General features: G+C 29.1%; 15 protein-coding genes and 1 riboswitch. Of the genes, 10 read left to right on the forward strand and 5 right to left on the reverse strand.

What is annotated here, in order from left to right; translation table 11 throughout:
• The first annotated feature begins 165 nt into the window (after nucleotides 1–165).
• Nucleotides 166–702 carry a GNAT family N-acetyltransferase gene (locus tag C1715_RS10305; RefSeq protein ID WP_102400406.1) on the forward strand — a complete coding sequence of 179 codons (537 nt, stop codon included), beginning with the start codon at nucleotides 166–168 and terminating at the stop codon, nucleotides 700–702.
• A gap of 150 nt (nucleotides 703–852) precedes the next feature.
• On the opposite strand, the gene C1715_RS10310 is transcribed toward C1715_RS10305, so the two are convergent.
• From C1715_RS10310 to C1715_RS10325, 4 genes are read right to left on the reverse strand one after another with little or no spacing between them, the layout of a single operon-like run.
• On the reverse strand, nucleotides 853–1,656 hold the full coding sequence (locus C1715_RS10310; protein WP_102400407.1) for a pseudouridine-5'-phosphate glycosidase: 804 nt from the start codon (nucleotides 1,654–1,656) through the stop codon (nucleotides 853–855).
• Nucleotides 1,640–2,737, reverse strand: coding sequence for a sugar ABC transporter substrate-binding protein (locus tag C1715_RS10315; protein WP_102400408.1), 1,098 nt, complete (start codon nucleotides 2,735–2,737; stop codon nucleotides 1,640–1,642). The genes C1715_RS10310 and C1715_RS10315 overlap by 17 nt, the downstream gene beginning before the upstream one ends.
• Before the next feature lie 20 nt (nucleotides 2,738–2,757).
• A complete protein-coding gene (locus C1715_RS10320) occupies nucleotides 2,758–3,714 on the reverse strand; it encodes an ABC transporter permease (RefSeq protein WP_102400409.1) in 957 nt (318 codons plus the stop codon).
• The gene (locus tag C1715_RS10325) at nucleotides 3,707–4,447 is read right to left on the reverse strand and encodes an ATP-binding cassette domain-containing protein (protein ID WP_102400410.1); all 741 of its coding nucleotides are present in this window, start codon (nucleotides 4,445–4,447) and stop codon (nucleotides 3,707–3,709) included. Before C1715_RS10325 ends, C1715_RS10320 begins: the two co-directional genes overlap by 8 nt.
• Before the next feature lie 292 nt (nucleotides 4,448–4,739).
• Between C1715_RS10325 and C1715_RS10330 the strand changes: the two genes are divergently transcribed.
• From C1715_RS10330 to C1715_RS10350, 5 genes are all read left to right on the forward strand, one after another.
• Nucleotides 4,740–5,672, forward strand: a complete 933-nt coding sequence (locus tag C1715_RS10330) for an ABC transporter ATP-binding protein (protein WP_102400411.1) — start codon at nucleotides 4,740–4,742, stop codon at nucleotides 5,670–5,672.
• 9 nt (nucleotides 5,673–5,681) lie between these two features.
• Nucleotides 5,682–6,818: an ABC transporter permease gene (locus C1715_RS10335; RefSeq protein ID WP_102400412.1), complete on the forward strand. Its 1,137-nt coding sequence runs from the start codon at nucleotides 5,682–5,684 to the stop codon at nucleotides 6,816–6,818.
• Nucleotides 6,815–7,915, forward strand: a complete 1,101-nt coding sequence (locus C1715_RS10340) for an ABC transporter permease (RefSeq protein ID WP_102400413.1) — start codon at nucleotides 6,815–6,817, stop codon at nucleotides 7,913–7,915. Before C1715_RS10335 ends, C1715_RS10340 begins: the two co-directional genes overlap by 4 nt.
• 539 nt (nucleotides 7,916–8,454) lie before the next feature.
• Nucleotides 8,455–9,552 carry a sensor histidine kinase gene (locus C1715_RS10345; RefSeq protein ID WP_102400414.1) on the forward strand — a complete coding sequence of 366 codons (1,098 nt, stop codon included), beginning with the start codon at nucleotides 8,455–8,457 and terminating at the stop codon, nucleotides 9,550–9,552.
• Nucleotides 9,530–10,150: a response regulator transcription factor gene (locus tag C1715_RS10350; RefSeq protein WP_102400415.1), complete on the forward strand. Its 621-nt coding sequence runs from the start codon at nucleotides 9,530–9,532 to the stop codon at nucleotides 10,148–10,150. The genes C1715_RS10345 and C1715_RS10350 overlap by 23 nt, the downstream gene beginning before the upstream one ends.
• A gap of 133 nt (nucleotides 10,151–10,283) precedes the next feature.
• On the opposite strand, the gene C1715_RS10355 is transcribed toward C1715_RS10350, so the two are convergent.
• Nucleotides 10,284–12,314: a M4 family metallopeptidase gene (locus C1715_RS10355; RefSeq protein WP_102400416.1), complete on the reverse strand. Its 2,031-nt coding sequence runs from the start codon at nucleotides 12,312–12,314 to the stop codon at nucleotides 10,284–10,286.
• Between the two features lie 684 nt (nucleotides 12,315–12,998).
• A riboswitch (PreQ1 riboswitch) is annotated at nucleotides 12,999–13,042 on the forward strand.
• Between the two features lie 124 nt (nucleotides 13,043–13,166).
• Here C1715_RS10355 and C1715_RS10360 point away from each other — a divergent pair.
• The 4 genes from C1715_RS10360 to C1715_RS19405 all read left to right on the forward strand — a co-directional run bounded on the left by C1715_RS10360 (nucleotide 13,167) and on the right by C1715_RS19405 (nucleotide 15,657).
• Complete coding sequence (locus tag C1715_RS10360) at nucleotides 13,167–14,138, forward strand: nucleoside hydrolase (protein WP_102400417.1); 972 nt, start codon at nucleotides 13,167–13,169, stop codon at nucleotides 14,136–14,138.
• Nucleotides 14,139–14,696, forward strand: coding sequence for an ECF transporter S component (locus tag C1715_RS10365; protein ID WP_102400418.1), 558 nt, complete (start codon nucleotides 14,139–14,141; stop codon nucleotides 14,694–14,696).
• A gap of 2 nt (nucleotides 14,697–14,698) precedes the next feature.
• A complete protein-coding gene (locus C1715_RS10370; RefSeq protein ID WP_102400419.1) occupies nucleotides 14,699–15,388 on the forward strand; it encodes a radical SAM protein in 690 nt (229 codons plus the stop codon).
• Nucleotides 15,389–15,486: 98 nt separating this feature from the next.
• Nucleotides 15,487–15,657 carry a hypothetical protein gene (locus tag C1715_RS19405; RefSeq protein WP_207654972.1) on the forward strand — a complete coding sequence of 57 codons (171 nt, stop codon included), beginning with the start codon at nucleotides 15,487–15,489 and terminating at the stop codon, nucleotides 15,655–15,657.
• The last annotated feature ends 363 nt before the right edge of the window (nucleotides 15,658–16,020 follow it).

Raw genomic sequence — 16,020 nt, forward strand, 5'->3', positions numbered from 1 at the left:
GATTACTATGTAAAATGAGAAAACACTCATAGTCATAGAGTTGGTAGCAATATTGGACTAATGTAATATGAAGTTTCATATGTTTATTGATAAGTAAACTATAGAAATAGCATTGTGTAAATTTAATACAAAAGTAATAGAATTTATTAGAAAGTAGGGGATATATTGAAATTTAAATTTGTTCCAATGAACTTGGAATATGCAAAGGAAATGATTGATAATTGGAAATATAATGGGGAATATCATATATATGACTATATAAATGAAGAGGAATTTTTGTTGTGTAAAGAAACTTGGGGAGTAGGAAGATTTGCAGTTTTAAATGAGCAAGACAAGCTTTTAGGAGAGTTAACAATAGAATTTTTTACAGAAGAAGATGAATCATCTGAAGATGACAGATACGTTGAATATAGCATAGTTAGAAATAATTGTGAAAATATATATGAAATGTGGATTGGATGGGGATTGAAACCAGAATTGTGCGGCAAAGGATTAGGAGTAGAATTTGTCTCAGAATGTATTAATTTTGCGGTAAGGGAGTATGACTACAAAGGAGAATATGTTAGATGTGGTGTTGCTGCATTTAATAAAAGAGCAATAAAGGTGTATGAAAAATTAAACTTTAAAACGTTTCATATATGTGAAGGAGAAATAGCAAATAAAAAATATAAAATTTTACAAATGCAAAAAAGCATTAAATAGAATTATTATGTTTATAAAAAGGAGTGCATGAATTATAATTGTTTTTAAGGTTTGATTTAAACGCAGTGTCTTTGAACATAAAGAGTAGAGAGTTGATGAAAAATAGTCTAACTTCAATTATTAAAATGAAGTTAGACTATATAAAAGAATTTAGATTTTACGGGTAATTTTATAAGCCCAGTTTCTATTAACTATTAGAGATTCAAGTTGTAATAGTGAAGATAAACCATTGGATAATTTGTCTATAACAGCATTTGCAGCAGGGTGATAGTACATTCCTTTTTTCTCTGCTTCTTTACCTGCCTTAATAGCTGAATTAATTATTTCTAAATTTTTTAATCGTTTATTAACTGGTATTTGTCTAAGAAGAAGAGTTTTGCCACGAAGAAAATCTCCATTATAAACTCCATTATAAACTCCAGAAAGTTTAACTTTTTCTCCATTAAACATAAATCCATTGCATGAGTCACTTTTGTATCCAAGCACTGTAACATTCCTTGACATCAACCATTCAATAGTAGCTTTTATATTCAGCATATCCTTAGGAGATGTGGCAATTAAAGCAACAGGCAAGTTATAGATAGCTGGCAAATCAGGACATAATTCTTCACCCTTAATATCTCCAATTCCGCCCATGCCACAGGTTACGGCTAAGGATATATTATATTTTTCGCAAATTGCCATAGTACCAGAGGCAGTTAGAGCACCTGAAAGTTTTTCCTTTAAGGCATTTTCCAGTAAAAAACAATCTATACGTATTAACGAATCTGCTCTAGTTCTAAAGTTTAAAAATTCATTAATATTCCCTATAATTATATTCCCAGATTCTATCCATACAAGGTTAGAATCTGTATTATCCCAGGATTTTACTAGCTGCTCATTACTTATAGAAGAAAGACCATGAGTAAGTAATGCTGTTTCAACTAAAAAATTAGGTTTATTTCCAGTTTTCATAGTCTTTTATGTTATCTTGTGTAACAAGAGTTAATGGAGAATATACCGCTTTAGAAAGTTTATGACCTTGGGCAGCTTTCATGGCCATTAAAAGAGCAGCTTTTGTATATACTTGGCTAGAGTAAGTGACACTTGCCATCATAGTACCTTCTTTTATAGAAGCTTTAGCATCTTTTGTAAAATCTACACCATAAACAAGGACATCGTTTCTACCTATAGACTTTAATGCTTCAGTAGCTGCAAGAGCCATAACATCATTACAAGCAAATATTCCTTTTAATTTAGGATTAGCTTGTATAATAGCTTTTGTTGCATCAAAAGCAAGATTAGCATCCCAATTACATGGTTGAGTAGCTACTAATTTTACATCCTTTTTGCTTTGAAAGTATTCTTTAGCTCCTAGTGTTCTGCCTTCACTTTGGCCAGCACCTGCTAAACCTTGAAGAATAGCAACTTCGCCACTACCACCCATGCGAGAAACCATATCTTTTGCGACCATTTCTCCTTGTTCTTTAAAATCAACTGTTATTTTACCATCAAGTTTACCGCCAAGCTTTTTTAAGGCTTCTGTGTCAACACCGGGGCCTAAATTAATAACTGGAATACCATTTTGATTGCATTTTACAATTCCAGGATTAAGATTTGTTCCTTCAATAGGGGATACAATAATAGCATCATAGTCCTTGGTTGCCATAGTCATTAAGGTTTCAAGTTGAGAAGCTTTATCACCTTCTGTAGTTCCAGTTAAAACTTCTACAGTAATACCAAGGTTTTTACCAGCATTTTCATAACACTCTTTCATATTAACCCAAAATGGATTTGTTAAAGAAATTATAAGCACTCCAATTTTTTCATTTTTACCTTTGGTAGGTAGAGAACCTAACTGTTTAGTAAGATCTTCTTCCATTTGTTTGAGAATTGCATTGTCTTTTGTTGAAGAGTTCTTATTGCTTGAATTATTGTTTTGAACAGTACTTTTTTTCTCTGAACTAGTATTTTTTTTAGATTCATTATTATTGCCACAGCCAACTACGCTTAATGACATAAAAATAGCTAAAAATAATGTAATAAGTTTTTTCATTTTTTAATTCTCCTTTGTTATTATATTTGAATCTTTTTTCTTTTACGAAATTCTGCAAAAACAACAGAAAAAAATAAAAGAATACCTATGAAAAATTGTTGATAGTAAGATGAAACACTAAGAATTGTTAAACCATTTCGAATAATGCCTAATAATAAAACGGAAATAGCTGTGCCAAAAAGTTTTGCATTTCCACCACTCATTAAAGTTCCGCCCATAATAACAGCAGTTATAGAATCTAGTTCCATTCCTAGACCCGCATTTGCTTCAGCACAATTAAGCCTAGCTGTTATAATTAATCCAACTAATGAGGCAAGTATGCCTAAAGCCATATGACATGTAATTCTATAAATCCCACACTTAACACCAACACGCTGAAGAGCAGATTTATTTCCACCCAATGCTTTTATGTATTGACCCCATTTAACCTTATGCATTAATATCATTGAAACTATAAATACAATAATTGCAATTATAATAGAAGGGTTGATTTTATCAACCTCACTTTTGCCGAAAAATAAAAAGTTATTAGGAAATTTTGTTATAGGAATTCCTTTTGTAAGAATTAAAGCTAACCCCCTATAAATAGAAGCTGTGGCTAAGGTAATAACAAAAGCATTAATAGATGTAAAGTGTATGGCAGCACCATTAAAAAATCCCATAGCAGCACCACAAAGTATACCAATAATAATTGATAATCCTACAGAAATACCCATATGCATGGAAAGTGCCATAGCTACTCCGCATAATGAAACCATAGAACCAGCAGATAAATCGATTGCACCAGAGGCAATAACAAAGTTCATGCCAATTGCTAAGATTAAGTAAATAGATACGGATTCTAGAATATTATAAATATTCTTAAAAGTAAGGAAGAATTCAGAACTAACATTTAAAAAAATACATAATATAAAAAGCACACATAAAAGTAATATCTGAGAAGAGTGTTTTCCTAAAAATTTAAAAAACCTATTCATCACAACCTCCAATAATTAGCTTATTAATGTGTTCAGGGGTACTTTCCTTAGTTAAAATAGGATTTCCACATTCCCCAGACTTCATAACACAAACATAATCTGCTATATCAAAAACTTGAAAAAGATTATGACTGATAATTATGATAGTTTTACCCATAGCTTTTAAAGAGTGTATAATATTCATCACCGCATGAGTTTCCTTAAGTCCCATAGCGGAAGTGGGTTCATCTAAAACTATAATATCCGTATTTTGATGAATAGCACGAGCTATGGCAAGAGCTTGGCGTTGTCCACCAGAAAGATATCCCACAGGTAATGTTATATCCTGAATATTTATATTAAGATCATCAAGCAAAAGTTTAGTCTCTTTTTCCATGCATTTTTTATCTAGCCAAAATCCAAACTTTGTTTTTTCTCTGCCAAGAAAAATATTACCGGAACAATCTCTTTCATTATCAAGAGCTAAGTCCTGATATACAGAAGATATACCATTTTCTATGGCTTTATTAGGTGTAAGATACTTAAAACTTTTATTATTAATGTTTATAGTACCTTTGTCAGGGTATAAAATACCGCAAAGAATTTTAATAAGTGTGCTTTTACCGGAGCCATTGTCTCCAACTAAAGCAGTAACTTTGCCTTTATGAACATAGAAATTGGCACCTCTCAATGCTTGAACATGTCCAAAATTCTTAACTACATTTTCCATAGAAATCATTAAATTTCCATACATTGCCTCACCTCCTACAAATAGTAACATTTTTCGACTTATAAATCAAAGAGATATTTTCAATAAATCAAGGGTAATCTACTTGTTATATTAATAGTTGTTTTTTACTTAAACAAAGGTTATTAATGAAAAGGTGACAAATGTCATGCTATATTTGTTATTCTTATCACTATAAAGAAATCGATAATTTTAGTACTATAATATTATAGAAACAGTAGTGCAGACTTCATTTATGGGTTATGTACCATTTGAGCTATTAGATGGCAGTTAAAGATTATAGAAAGAGGGGGATATTATGATATTAGAAATAAAAAATTTAGTAAAGAGATATGGAGAATTTCTAGCAGTGGATAATGCCAGTTTAGCTATAAGGAAAGGACAAATATTTGGGCTTTTAGGACCTAATGGTGCTGGGAAAACTACAACTATAAATACTATAATAGGTCTTTCAAAAATAGACTCAGGTGAAATAAAAGTTTTTGGTAAAGAATTATGGGCAAATGAAATGGATATAAAAGCTCAGATAGGCATTGTACCTCAAGATATTGCTTTATTTGAGGATTTAAAGGCTTATGAGAATGTCACTTTTTTTGGTAGATTGTATGGACTTAAGGGTGAAAAATTAAAGAATGGTGTAAAAGAAGCTTTAGAGTTTACTGGGCTTTGGGACAGAAGAAAAGATTATCCCAATGAGTATTCTGGTGGAATGAGGAGGCGACTTAACATTGCTTGTGCTATAGTGCATAAGCCTAAATTAATAATTATGGATGAACCTACAGTAGGAATAGATCCGCAATCCAGAAAGCATATATTAAATTCTGTAAAAAAATTAAACCAAATGGGGTCAACGGTAATATATACTTCTCATTACATGGAAGAAATAGAAGAGATATGTGATGAAATAGTAATAATGGATAAAGGGAAGATAATTGCAAGAGGTACAAATGAAGAATTGAAGGCACTTATTTCTACAGAAGATAAAATAACTATGGAACTTTCTGGAATGAATTACACTATAGTGGACAATGTAAAAAATATACCCGGTGTAAAGGAGTGCATTGTAAATGAAAGTTCTATGGAAGTAATATCAAAGAAGGATAGTAGAAATCTAGGTTCAATAATAGATGTTATTGTAAATAATGGCGCAGATATAAATAAAATAAATGTGGATAAGCCAACTTTAGAAGGTGTGTTTCTAACTCTTACAGGTAGAAAGTTAAGAAATTAGGGGGTAGCTATGAAGATTTTATATATAATATTTTATAATTTGAAAAGAAATTTTAGAGATAGAAAAAGTTTAGCTAATATGCTGCTTCTTCCTGTAATCCTTATACTAATCCTTGGTACTGCTTTAAAAAGTGAATATGCGCCTGGGGATATAGGAAAAGCAAGGGTATACTATTATAGTGAAGATACAAGTGTTGCTTCTGAAAATTTTGAAAAATATATCACATCCCATGAATTAAAGGATATGGTAGAAGCGAAAAAGGTGAAAAGTAAAAAAGAGGGAATAGAAAGTATAAAAGCTGATGATAAAAGTTCTTTTATATATATAGATAAAGATTCTACGGAAAATATAAAAAGTGGTAAAAAGGTGGGTATACATTTATATAATGAAAGAACTAATATACAAACGGAAGTTGTAAAAAATGTTTTAAAAGGATTTGTAAATGGAGCAAATTCAGTTTATGCTTCTTACACTATAGGGGGAAAGGGAAACTATGTAGTGGATAAAAGCACCATAGTTGATTCATCTATTGATATTAGTGGTAAAATCCCAGAAGCTATAGACTATTATGCTGTAACCATGCTGGTTATGACACTTATGTATGGTTCGCTTTATGGAAGGTATGCTACAGGAGAAATATATAATGAAGAGGGAAAAAGAGTTAAGAATACTCCAACAAAAAAAATAGAAATTTTACTTGGATATATTTGTGCATCGGTATTAACAATATTTCTTGAAGGATTAATATTAATGCTCATTGCAAAATATGCTTTTAAAGCTAACTATGGCAGTAATATAGGATTGATAGTATTTATTATATTTAGCATGGCAGTACTATCTAATTTTATAGGAATGACAGTAGGCACATTGGTTAGAAAAGATGAAAAAGCCAATGGAATTTTAAATATGCTCATTGTAATTTTTACATTTGTATCTGGAGGGTATACAAAAATTGCTAGTAATAGTGAGGTTTACCATAAGATAGTACAGTTTGTACCAAATGGCATGGCTCATAATGCAATGTTCAATTTAATATACGGTTCAAATATAAAATCAGTCAATTTTAGTATTTTAACCATGTGGATTGGAATAGCATTATGTATGGTTATATCTATAGCAGCAGAAAGAAGGAGGCCTTTGCAATGACTATATTTAGAAATAATTTAAAGAGGATATTTAAATCAAAAACTAACCTTTTATTTATGGTTATTTTTCCAATAATTCTTATACTTTTTATTATGAAGTTTAATAATGGTGGAGGTAAATTTTATATTGGAGTTATTGATCAGGATAGGACTAAACTTACAAAAATTCTTATAGAACAATTAAGTAAGGAAAATAAAATAAATTATTTAAAGGAATCTGAAGCAAAGGAAGCTTTAATTAATTTTAAAAGTGACTATGTAATCCAAATTCCTAAGGGGTTTACCAAAAACTTAATAGAGGGAAAAGATGTAAATATAAAAGGATTTACAATAAATGGTAAAAACTGGTCTATGGCGCCCAAATTAAGTATAGAAAGTTTTATTGGGACGGCAAAAACTATAGGAAGATCCTCTAAAGGAAATGAAAAACTTTTCTATAAAGCTATGGATAAATATGAAGAAGGATTGTTTGAATTAAAATATCATATGGGTAATGATTCAGTAGGCAAAAAGAATACTTTATTTTCTTTAGGATTTTTAGCGTTTAATATGTTAATGTTAGGAGCTAATATTACTCCAATTATATTAAAGGATAAACAAACAAAAGTATATTATAGAATATTTACAGGTCCAATTAAGCCCCAAAACTATACTTTGCAAAATCTCTTGAGTTTTTTAGTGGTGCTTATAATACAAGTAACAGCAATATTCATATTTATGATGTGGGTAATGAATATGAAATTTCCATCTGTAATAAATATGTTTTCCTTGTTTATAATTTTTTCAATATTAGTTGTAGCTTTTGCGTTATTTATTTCTAGTAATGCTAAGGATATGAGAACAGCTTCAACTATTTCAAATCTCACAGTCACGCCAATGGCTATGCTTGGAGGATGTTTTTGGCCTAGAGATATTATGCCACAGATATTGCAAAATATATCTAAATTTATACCTATAACATGGGTGCTAGAGGCAGCAGAAAAACTTATGTACGGAGATAGTTTATATGATATATTGCCAGAGATATCAATATTAATGCTTTTTACTGTTGTATTTTTGCTTTTAGCTTCCTGGCGAAAGAAGGATGTGGTTATTTAAAATAGTTGTAAAATAAATTGGCAGGAAACTAGATTTCCTGCCTTATTAGTTAAAAATCTTAAAAAATTATACTAATATTTAAAACTTATATAAAGTATTTAATTCAACTTTCGCAGTTATAAAATAAAAATATAAAATTTGCAAATAAGTAGTGGGTAATAGCTAAGAAGTAAGAGTTAAGGATAAAACTCAAAGAGTTTTTTATAATTAATTTGTGAATAAATAAGACCATCTAGTAATAGTTGTGCTGAAAATTCAGCCTTGCTGAATTTTTTCAAGAACTCTTACTTTTTACTTCTTACCTATTCTAAAAATTCCTATTTTACATTCTAAATTTTAAATTAAAAACCCTTATTAATCTAATGTAGAGCTTGAACTTTAATGTGTGAAAGTTCAGTATTTAACTAAAGCAGACATAATAAGTTAAAGTGTATAATACTTAAGCTACTGGATAACTTTTCAAATATCCTGTAATATAGATATTATGATATAGCTTTTCATAAAAATAATTAGAACCTATTATTAAAGGTGGGTATATTATGAAATATATATTTAAGTTAAGCTTTTATAGTTTTATAATCATTACTAGCATAATAAAAATGAATGTATCCTATTTTTTTATTACATCTATTTTAATAGTGACTATTATGGATATTTTAATAGATAGATATCTTAAGTCCAAAATGTTTATATTTTTAGAAGCAATAATAATTATTATTATAAGCTTTTATATAAAAGATTTTATTATTTTCCTAGCTCCTTGTTCTTATGAATTAATAAAAAGGGAAAACTACTTTGGATTACTATTTATTGTACTTATAGCCATAGATTCTAATCCTCATCAAATACCTATAAATATCTTGTTGTTTTTTATGGTTAATCTTTATGGGTATATTTATACTAAATATATAAAAGAGCAGAAAAAACATAGGGAATTATATGATTCTGAAAGAAGGATAAGATATGAACTGGAGGGTACCAAAAATAGGCTTATTACATCTTATATAGAAATAGAGCATTTAGCGGAAATTAGAGAGAGAAATAGAATAGCAAGAGAGATACATGATACAGTGGGACACAATATTGCAGGCATTTATATGCAATTACAAGCAGCAGCTAAAATAAAAAATAGAGACAGAGAAAAATCTGACAAGCTACTGGATAAATCTATTAATGAACTTTCTGAAGCTTTATCACTTTTAAGAGAAACGGTACACAATATAAAACCAGTAGAATCTATAGGTATAAATTATATAAATAAAATAATACAAAGCTTCAATTATTGTAAAATTAACTTTAACTATAGAGGAAATTTTAATAACATACCATCTAATGTAATGGAGATTATAGCCACAAATATAAGAGAGGCATTAACTAATGCTTCTAAACATTCCAAGGCAGATACTATTAATATAAATTTAGAAACTAATGAAAAGTATATAAGGCTTTATATAAAAGATAATGGTATAGGATGCGAGCGTATAAAAGAAGGTTTAGGCATAAGTGGTATGAGAGAAAGAATAAAAAATTTAGGGGGAAGTATATCTATAGATACTAATGATGGATTTTTAATAGTTTGTGTTATTCCTATGGAAAGTTTGGGGGTGAATATTTTTGAAGATTATAATAGCCGATGACGATGGATTAATAAGGGATAGCCTTAAATTAATTCTAGATATAGAAGATGATATTCAAGTTATAAGCACTGCTTCAAATGGCAGAGAGGCAATAGAACTTTGTAGAAAGAGAAATCCTGATATAGTGCTTATGGATGTTAGAATGCCTATTTTAGATGGGGTTCTAGCTACAAAAGAAATTAAGAGTGAAAATCCTAATGTTAAAGTTATTATTTTAACTACTTTTAAAGATGATGAGTATATAGCAGAGGCTATAAAAAATGGAGCAGAAGGTTATATATTAAAAAATCAGTCAGCAGATAGTATTATAGAAAGTATTAGAACAGTTTATAATGGTAATGGTGTATTTCAAAGTGAAATTTTAAATTCCATAATGTTTATGATTGAGAGTAATAAAAAATGTGAAAATAAAATTCCCTTAAGCGAAAGAGAATTTCAAATTCTAAAACTTATAGGAGAGGGATTATCAAATAAAGAAATTTCAAAAAAAATTTATTTAAGTGAAGGTACTGTAAGAAATTATGTGACCAATTTGCTTGAAAAATTACAATTAAGAGATAGAACTCAACTTGCCATATACTATTTGAAAAATTACTAAATAGAAAGCAAAAATTTTTAAGGCTAGAGGTTTTTATATGGAATAGAATATATTCCAATTAAAAGAATCCCCAAAAATAGGAAATGATTCTATCTTTGGGGATTCCTAATATATTAGCAGTTTATATTATATTTTATCTTGGGTAGTTTACATTTAATGAATAAGCTCCAGTTTGGCTATATGCACCACCGTAACCTACAATTTTCACATAGAACTTACCTGTTGTTCGAGCATTGTAGTATATAGTCTCATTGGAAGTGCCTGATTTTGTTGATCTAGCAACTATTTTTCCAGATGAATTTAATAGATATACATCATAATCCTTTGGAAGGTTCGTTAAACTAACAGTTATAGTTCCAGTTCTTGAAGTATTGAAGTAGAAATAATCAATATCTGTTGGTGAATATATATATGAGTTATAGGAAGTTCCACTAGTTAATGGACCATAAGCTGTAGAAAGTGTGTTGTTTGATTCATATGTGTCATCGGATGAGGTACCTTGTCCTATACCAACTTGTGCAAAAGCATCAGATATTTTTTGTGATATTGTTGTTCCAGGATATAAATCATTGGCAGCTTGTACTAATGCGTTTTTAGCATCGATGAATTGTGAATACTGTGTTAAATATAAAGTTAAAGCTCTGTAGTAAATTTGTTGAAGTTTAGTATTATCGTTAATTGATGTTGCTGCAATGTAGAAAGCTTTGTTTGGAATACCACTGTTAATATGAACACCGCCCCAATCACCTTGTTGAGTGTTTGGAAGATTTCTATAATTATCCATGTGGGCAGGTTGTCCATATAAAGTAGGATCTGCTAAACTTCTTAAAGCATCTCCAGGTGTATTTGGAGTATAACAATCTTCTCCCATTAACCAGTCGTTATTTTCTCCCTCAATAAAATATCCGAATACGTCTGAAAAAGATTCATTTAAAGCACCAGATTGATACTCATACTCTAAATTAGCAGTTCTATCTGTAATTGCATGGGTAAATTCATGGCCAACTACATCAAGAGCTGAACCTATGTGTGAGAAGTATGTGCCGCTGCAATCTCCATATACCATTTGACTTCCATTCCAAAATGCATTATCAAAAGGTTCGTTAGGATATCTTGGGTCTCTATATAAAACTGTAGATTTAATAGTAGTACCTCTATCATCAAAGCTGTTCCTGTTAAAGTTATTTTTGTAGAAGTCATAAACAGCACCTGAATTATAGTGAACATCTACTGCATCAAATTGTGACGATGAATCAAAATTATTGTCCGTATCGTTTACTACTGTTCCTGGTAAATATGAACCATAATTAGCCGTGTAAGTTTCTATTTTTGTATCTTTTGTTAAATCTCTCATATAGTATTGATTATTTATTAAGTCAAGATTAAGATTTCTTGTTCCATATAGTCCTACGCCTGTACCAGCAGTAGCGGATGTTTTTATTAAATTTTTTGATTCTACTATATTACCATTTGAAGCATTTACGAAAACTTTCATATTCGCAGGGAATGGACTTAAGAATTGCATTGTAACATAGTATACTGGAACCCAGTTACCATTTTTGTTATATATATAAGCTTCTGCTTTTGGATTAGCAGTATATTCTATAGTTTTTCCTTTAAGGTCTAAGGAATTTTCAGCTGTTTTAATAGCTTTTTTAGCATCTAGTTTAAATTCTTTACTCCAATTTTTATCGGTAACGTCACTTTTTACATTACTATTTATCGCATATACGTTACCATTATCATCTGTATGAATTATAACTTCAGAACCATATACAGGAATTCCATCTACAACTAGTTTGTTTTTATAGTGTTTCATACCAAGTTTATCTGATTCTGTACTTTGATTTATAAAATTACCAGCTTCTAGCTCAAAAACATCTTTATTTTTTGTTATAAAATTCTCAGCTTCTTTAGAATTTTTTACTGAATATTCTGACAAATCTCCAAAAATAAAGTTGGGAGTTCCATTAATTTCATTTAAATAGATTTTAAATTCTTTTCCTGATTTTTTAGATTTTTTATTGAACTTTTCAATTATTTTTACTTTTTTTGCTTCCTTGTCTGATGACTTAATTAAGTCGGTTTTAGCTGGAACAGCACTAACTATTACAGAGTTTAGCAAAAATACAGAAGTAAGTGAAAAAATAAACAATTTTTTCATTAAAATAACCTCCTAAAAATAATTTTTTGTTTTTTCGTTTATATAAGCTATGTGGTACATGGGTAAACACCACCTTTCCATTTAAATTTAATGTTATGTTAAAAAATTAAAGTACCAGCATATGATTTTTAAGAGACTAGTAAATTAAAAATACAGAAAAAGCATTTATATAAGTGAGAAAGTTATGACTTATAAGACTAGTTATTAATATTTAAAGGTAATTGAGGGAATTTATTACATTAATTATTCTACGTATCTTTTAATATTCCTTCTAAAAAAATAAAAACTTTAAATTTTTATTTAATTACATTAAAAAAATAATGGAATATATTAAGAAAGAAAAAATATCAAAAATCATCGTTAACTATTTCTTCTAAATTTTAATTTTTCACTTACTTATTAATAGCACTAGTACTATGGAAAGAAGTTCAATAGTATGAATGATTACACTAGAAGCATAATTTCCTAAAATTTTAGATAAAGTTCACTTCCTTTCATGTCCTAGTAATATTTATTTTACTTTACCATAAAATAATTTTAAGTAGTTACGACAAATGTTCCACTATGTATTAATTTAAATTTTCTTATGTATTTTTATAGAATTTATGATATAATCAATTAGTCTATAAAAATATAAAAATATAAAAATATATAAATCCATAAATCCACTTAAATTAATTTAAAGTGGGACTGGTTCGGGAACTCCCAGTATAAAAAACTAAGGATTTATCATACTGCGGTATAGCTGTATCCTTAGGTGCGGCTTTTTTTGTTTTACAATGAAAATGAATAAAGTCGTATATTCCGTTCTCAAAAATCACTTGAAAAACATATGTGTAAAGGAGAAGGAAGATGGATAAAAAAAGAAAGGTAATAATTGATTGTGATCCAGGAATAGATGATTCCTTGGCATTAGTTTTGGCTTTAAAATCACAAAAACTGGATGTGGTTGGCATTACCATTGTTTGTGGAAATGTTCCAGCTAAACAAGGAGTAGAAAATGCTTTAAAGGCCTTAGAAATTTGTAATGCACTTCATTTGCCAGTTTATTTGGGAGAAGAAAATCCCCTAAAGAGAAATCTAGTAACGGCTCAAGATACTCATGGAGAAGATGGGGTAGGGGAATGTTTCTTTAAAAAAGTAAAAGGTGGAATAGTTAAGTTTGGTGCGGTGGATTTTATAATTGATACCTTGAAAAATAATAAGGATGTATCAATTATAACATTGGGACCGCTAACTAATATTGCAAAGGCTTTAATTAAGGATAAAAGAGCATTTGCAAACTTAGATGAATTTATATCCATGGGAGGGTCATTTAAAAGTCATGGAAACTGTTCTCCAGTAGCTGAGTTTAATTATTGGGTTGACCCTCATGGTGCGGATTATGTGTATAAGAATTTAGAAAAGTCTATACAAATGGTAGGGTTGGATGTGACTAGGAAAATAGTACTTACACCAAATATACTCCAGTTAATTAAGAGATTAGGTGGAGAAATAGCTGAATACATTGTAGATATTACAAAATTTTACGTGGATTTTCATTGGAAACAAGAGGGCATAATAGGATGTGTAATTAATGATCCTTTAGCAGTTGCTTATTTTATGGATAGATCCATATGTAGTGGTTTTTCTTCTTATGTTCAAGTAGTTGAAGAGGGAATCGCCATGGGACAATCTATAGTAGATGTGGAGGATTTTTGGAATAAACCGCATAATGCAGTAGTTTTAAATCAAGTGGATTCTACTAAATTTATGCAGATGTTTTTGGAAACATTATTTCCACAAAGTAAAAAAATTATAAGCAAAGTGAAAGGAGTAATATAGATGAAAAAGGTATCAGCTTTAAATTTAAGCATAGTGGGATTTGGAATTGCATTGAATATCATAGGAGCTTTCATAGCTTTAAATTTAAGATTGCCAATTTATTTAGATTCAATAGGAACTATTCTAGTGGCATTTGTTTTAGGGCCTGCATATGGAGTTGCCACTGGATTATGTGGAAGTATAGTTAGTGGAATAACTTTTGATATTTATTCTTTATACTTTGCTCCGGTGCAAATATTAGTAGGACTTTTAAGTGGATTAATGTTTAAGAAAGGTTTTATGAAGGGAATTAAGATGCCTTTAGGAGTATTGGCGGTTTCTATATTTTCATCACTAATGGGTGCTGTAATAGCTGCTTTTGTCTTTGACGGTATAACTTCTTCTGGCTCAACTTATATAGTTCAATTATTATCAGCACTAGGAGTAAACAAGGTTATTAGTGTATTTATAGTACAATTTTTAACAGATTATTGCGATAAATTTGTAGCAGTATCTTTAGTAATGCCAGTAGCCTTAGGATTACCAATAAGTATTAAACAAAAATGTATAAGGAGATAACAGTGGATAGATATAGTATTATTGAAAATAAAAATAAAAGAGAAATTGTATTATTAAAAGGATTTCCTTGTATATGGGGTAAGTGTACCTTTTGTGATTATATACTAGATAATTCAGAATCAGAAGGGGAAATAAATAAATTAAATTTAGAAGTACTTGAAAAAGTTACAGGAAAGTACAAGGTTTTAGAGATAATAAATTCAGGAAGCTGTTTTGAGATACCAAAGGAAACTTTACAGAGAATATTACAAATTATTAAAGAAAAAAATATAGAAAAATTATTTTTGGAAAGTCATTGGTGTTATAGAAATAGATTAGATGAAATGAGAGAATTTTTTAAAATACCAATAGTTTTTAAAATAGGAGTGGAAACTTTTGATTATAATTTTAGAAATATAGTGTTAAATAAAAATGCTAAGTTTGTATCTCCAGAAGAGGTTAAAAAATATTTTCAATCACCTTGTTTAATGGTAGGAATAAAAGGTCAGACTAAGGAAATGATTGAAAAAGATATAGAAATTGCTTTAAAGTATTTTTCTCATGCTACAATAAATATTTTTACTCCTAATTCATCTAGAATAGAAAGAGATGAACAACTTGTTAAGTGGTTTAAAGATAAGTATTCATTTTTAGAGGAAAATCCTAATATAGAGGTTCTATATAATAATACTGATTTTGGAGTGGGAGAATAAAGGTTTTACATATCTTTTATATATTGAAACTAACTATCTTCGTATATGTGCAAAGTCAACATATTTTCTCATTTTTTGATACTAAAGGTTTTATTATCATGGCATTTATGATAACTGCTGGTATTTCTTTAAAAAGAGCTAATATTATACCATCACTGTACTTAGGAACTTTTTATATTACATTGGGAATTTCTCTTTTTTCAGCAGCGATAAGTTTTGCATCTGCTGGAATTAAATATGAAAATACAAAGATTAAATATTTTAATTAATAGGATTTACTATAAAAGTATCATTAATAATAAAAATTTTATAAATAATTATATAACTCTAGAATGCATTAAGTTAATTTTTGTGTGCTAGAGTTATTTGCTTTAAATATTTATGGATAAAAAAATAATAATATATTGATGTATAAGTAATCTTTAAATACATAGAATAAAATTGAAAATATATTGTAGATATATTGTAGATATAATTAATAAAGTTTTGTTTTATGAGGGAGGTGACAACGCACCATTGGCTGATGGTATAGCATTGTATATGCTATTATGTACACTAATCATAGTTAAATGTAATCTTTGTTTAAGGGATTATGTGTATGAATAAAATCTATAGTTTTAATATGTATATGT

It is taken from the genome of Haloimpatiens massiliensis, from assembly GCF_900184255.1.
Lineage (GTDB): Bacteria > Bacillota > Clostridia > Clostridiales > Clostridiaceae > Haloimpatiens > Haloimpatiens massiliensis.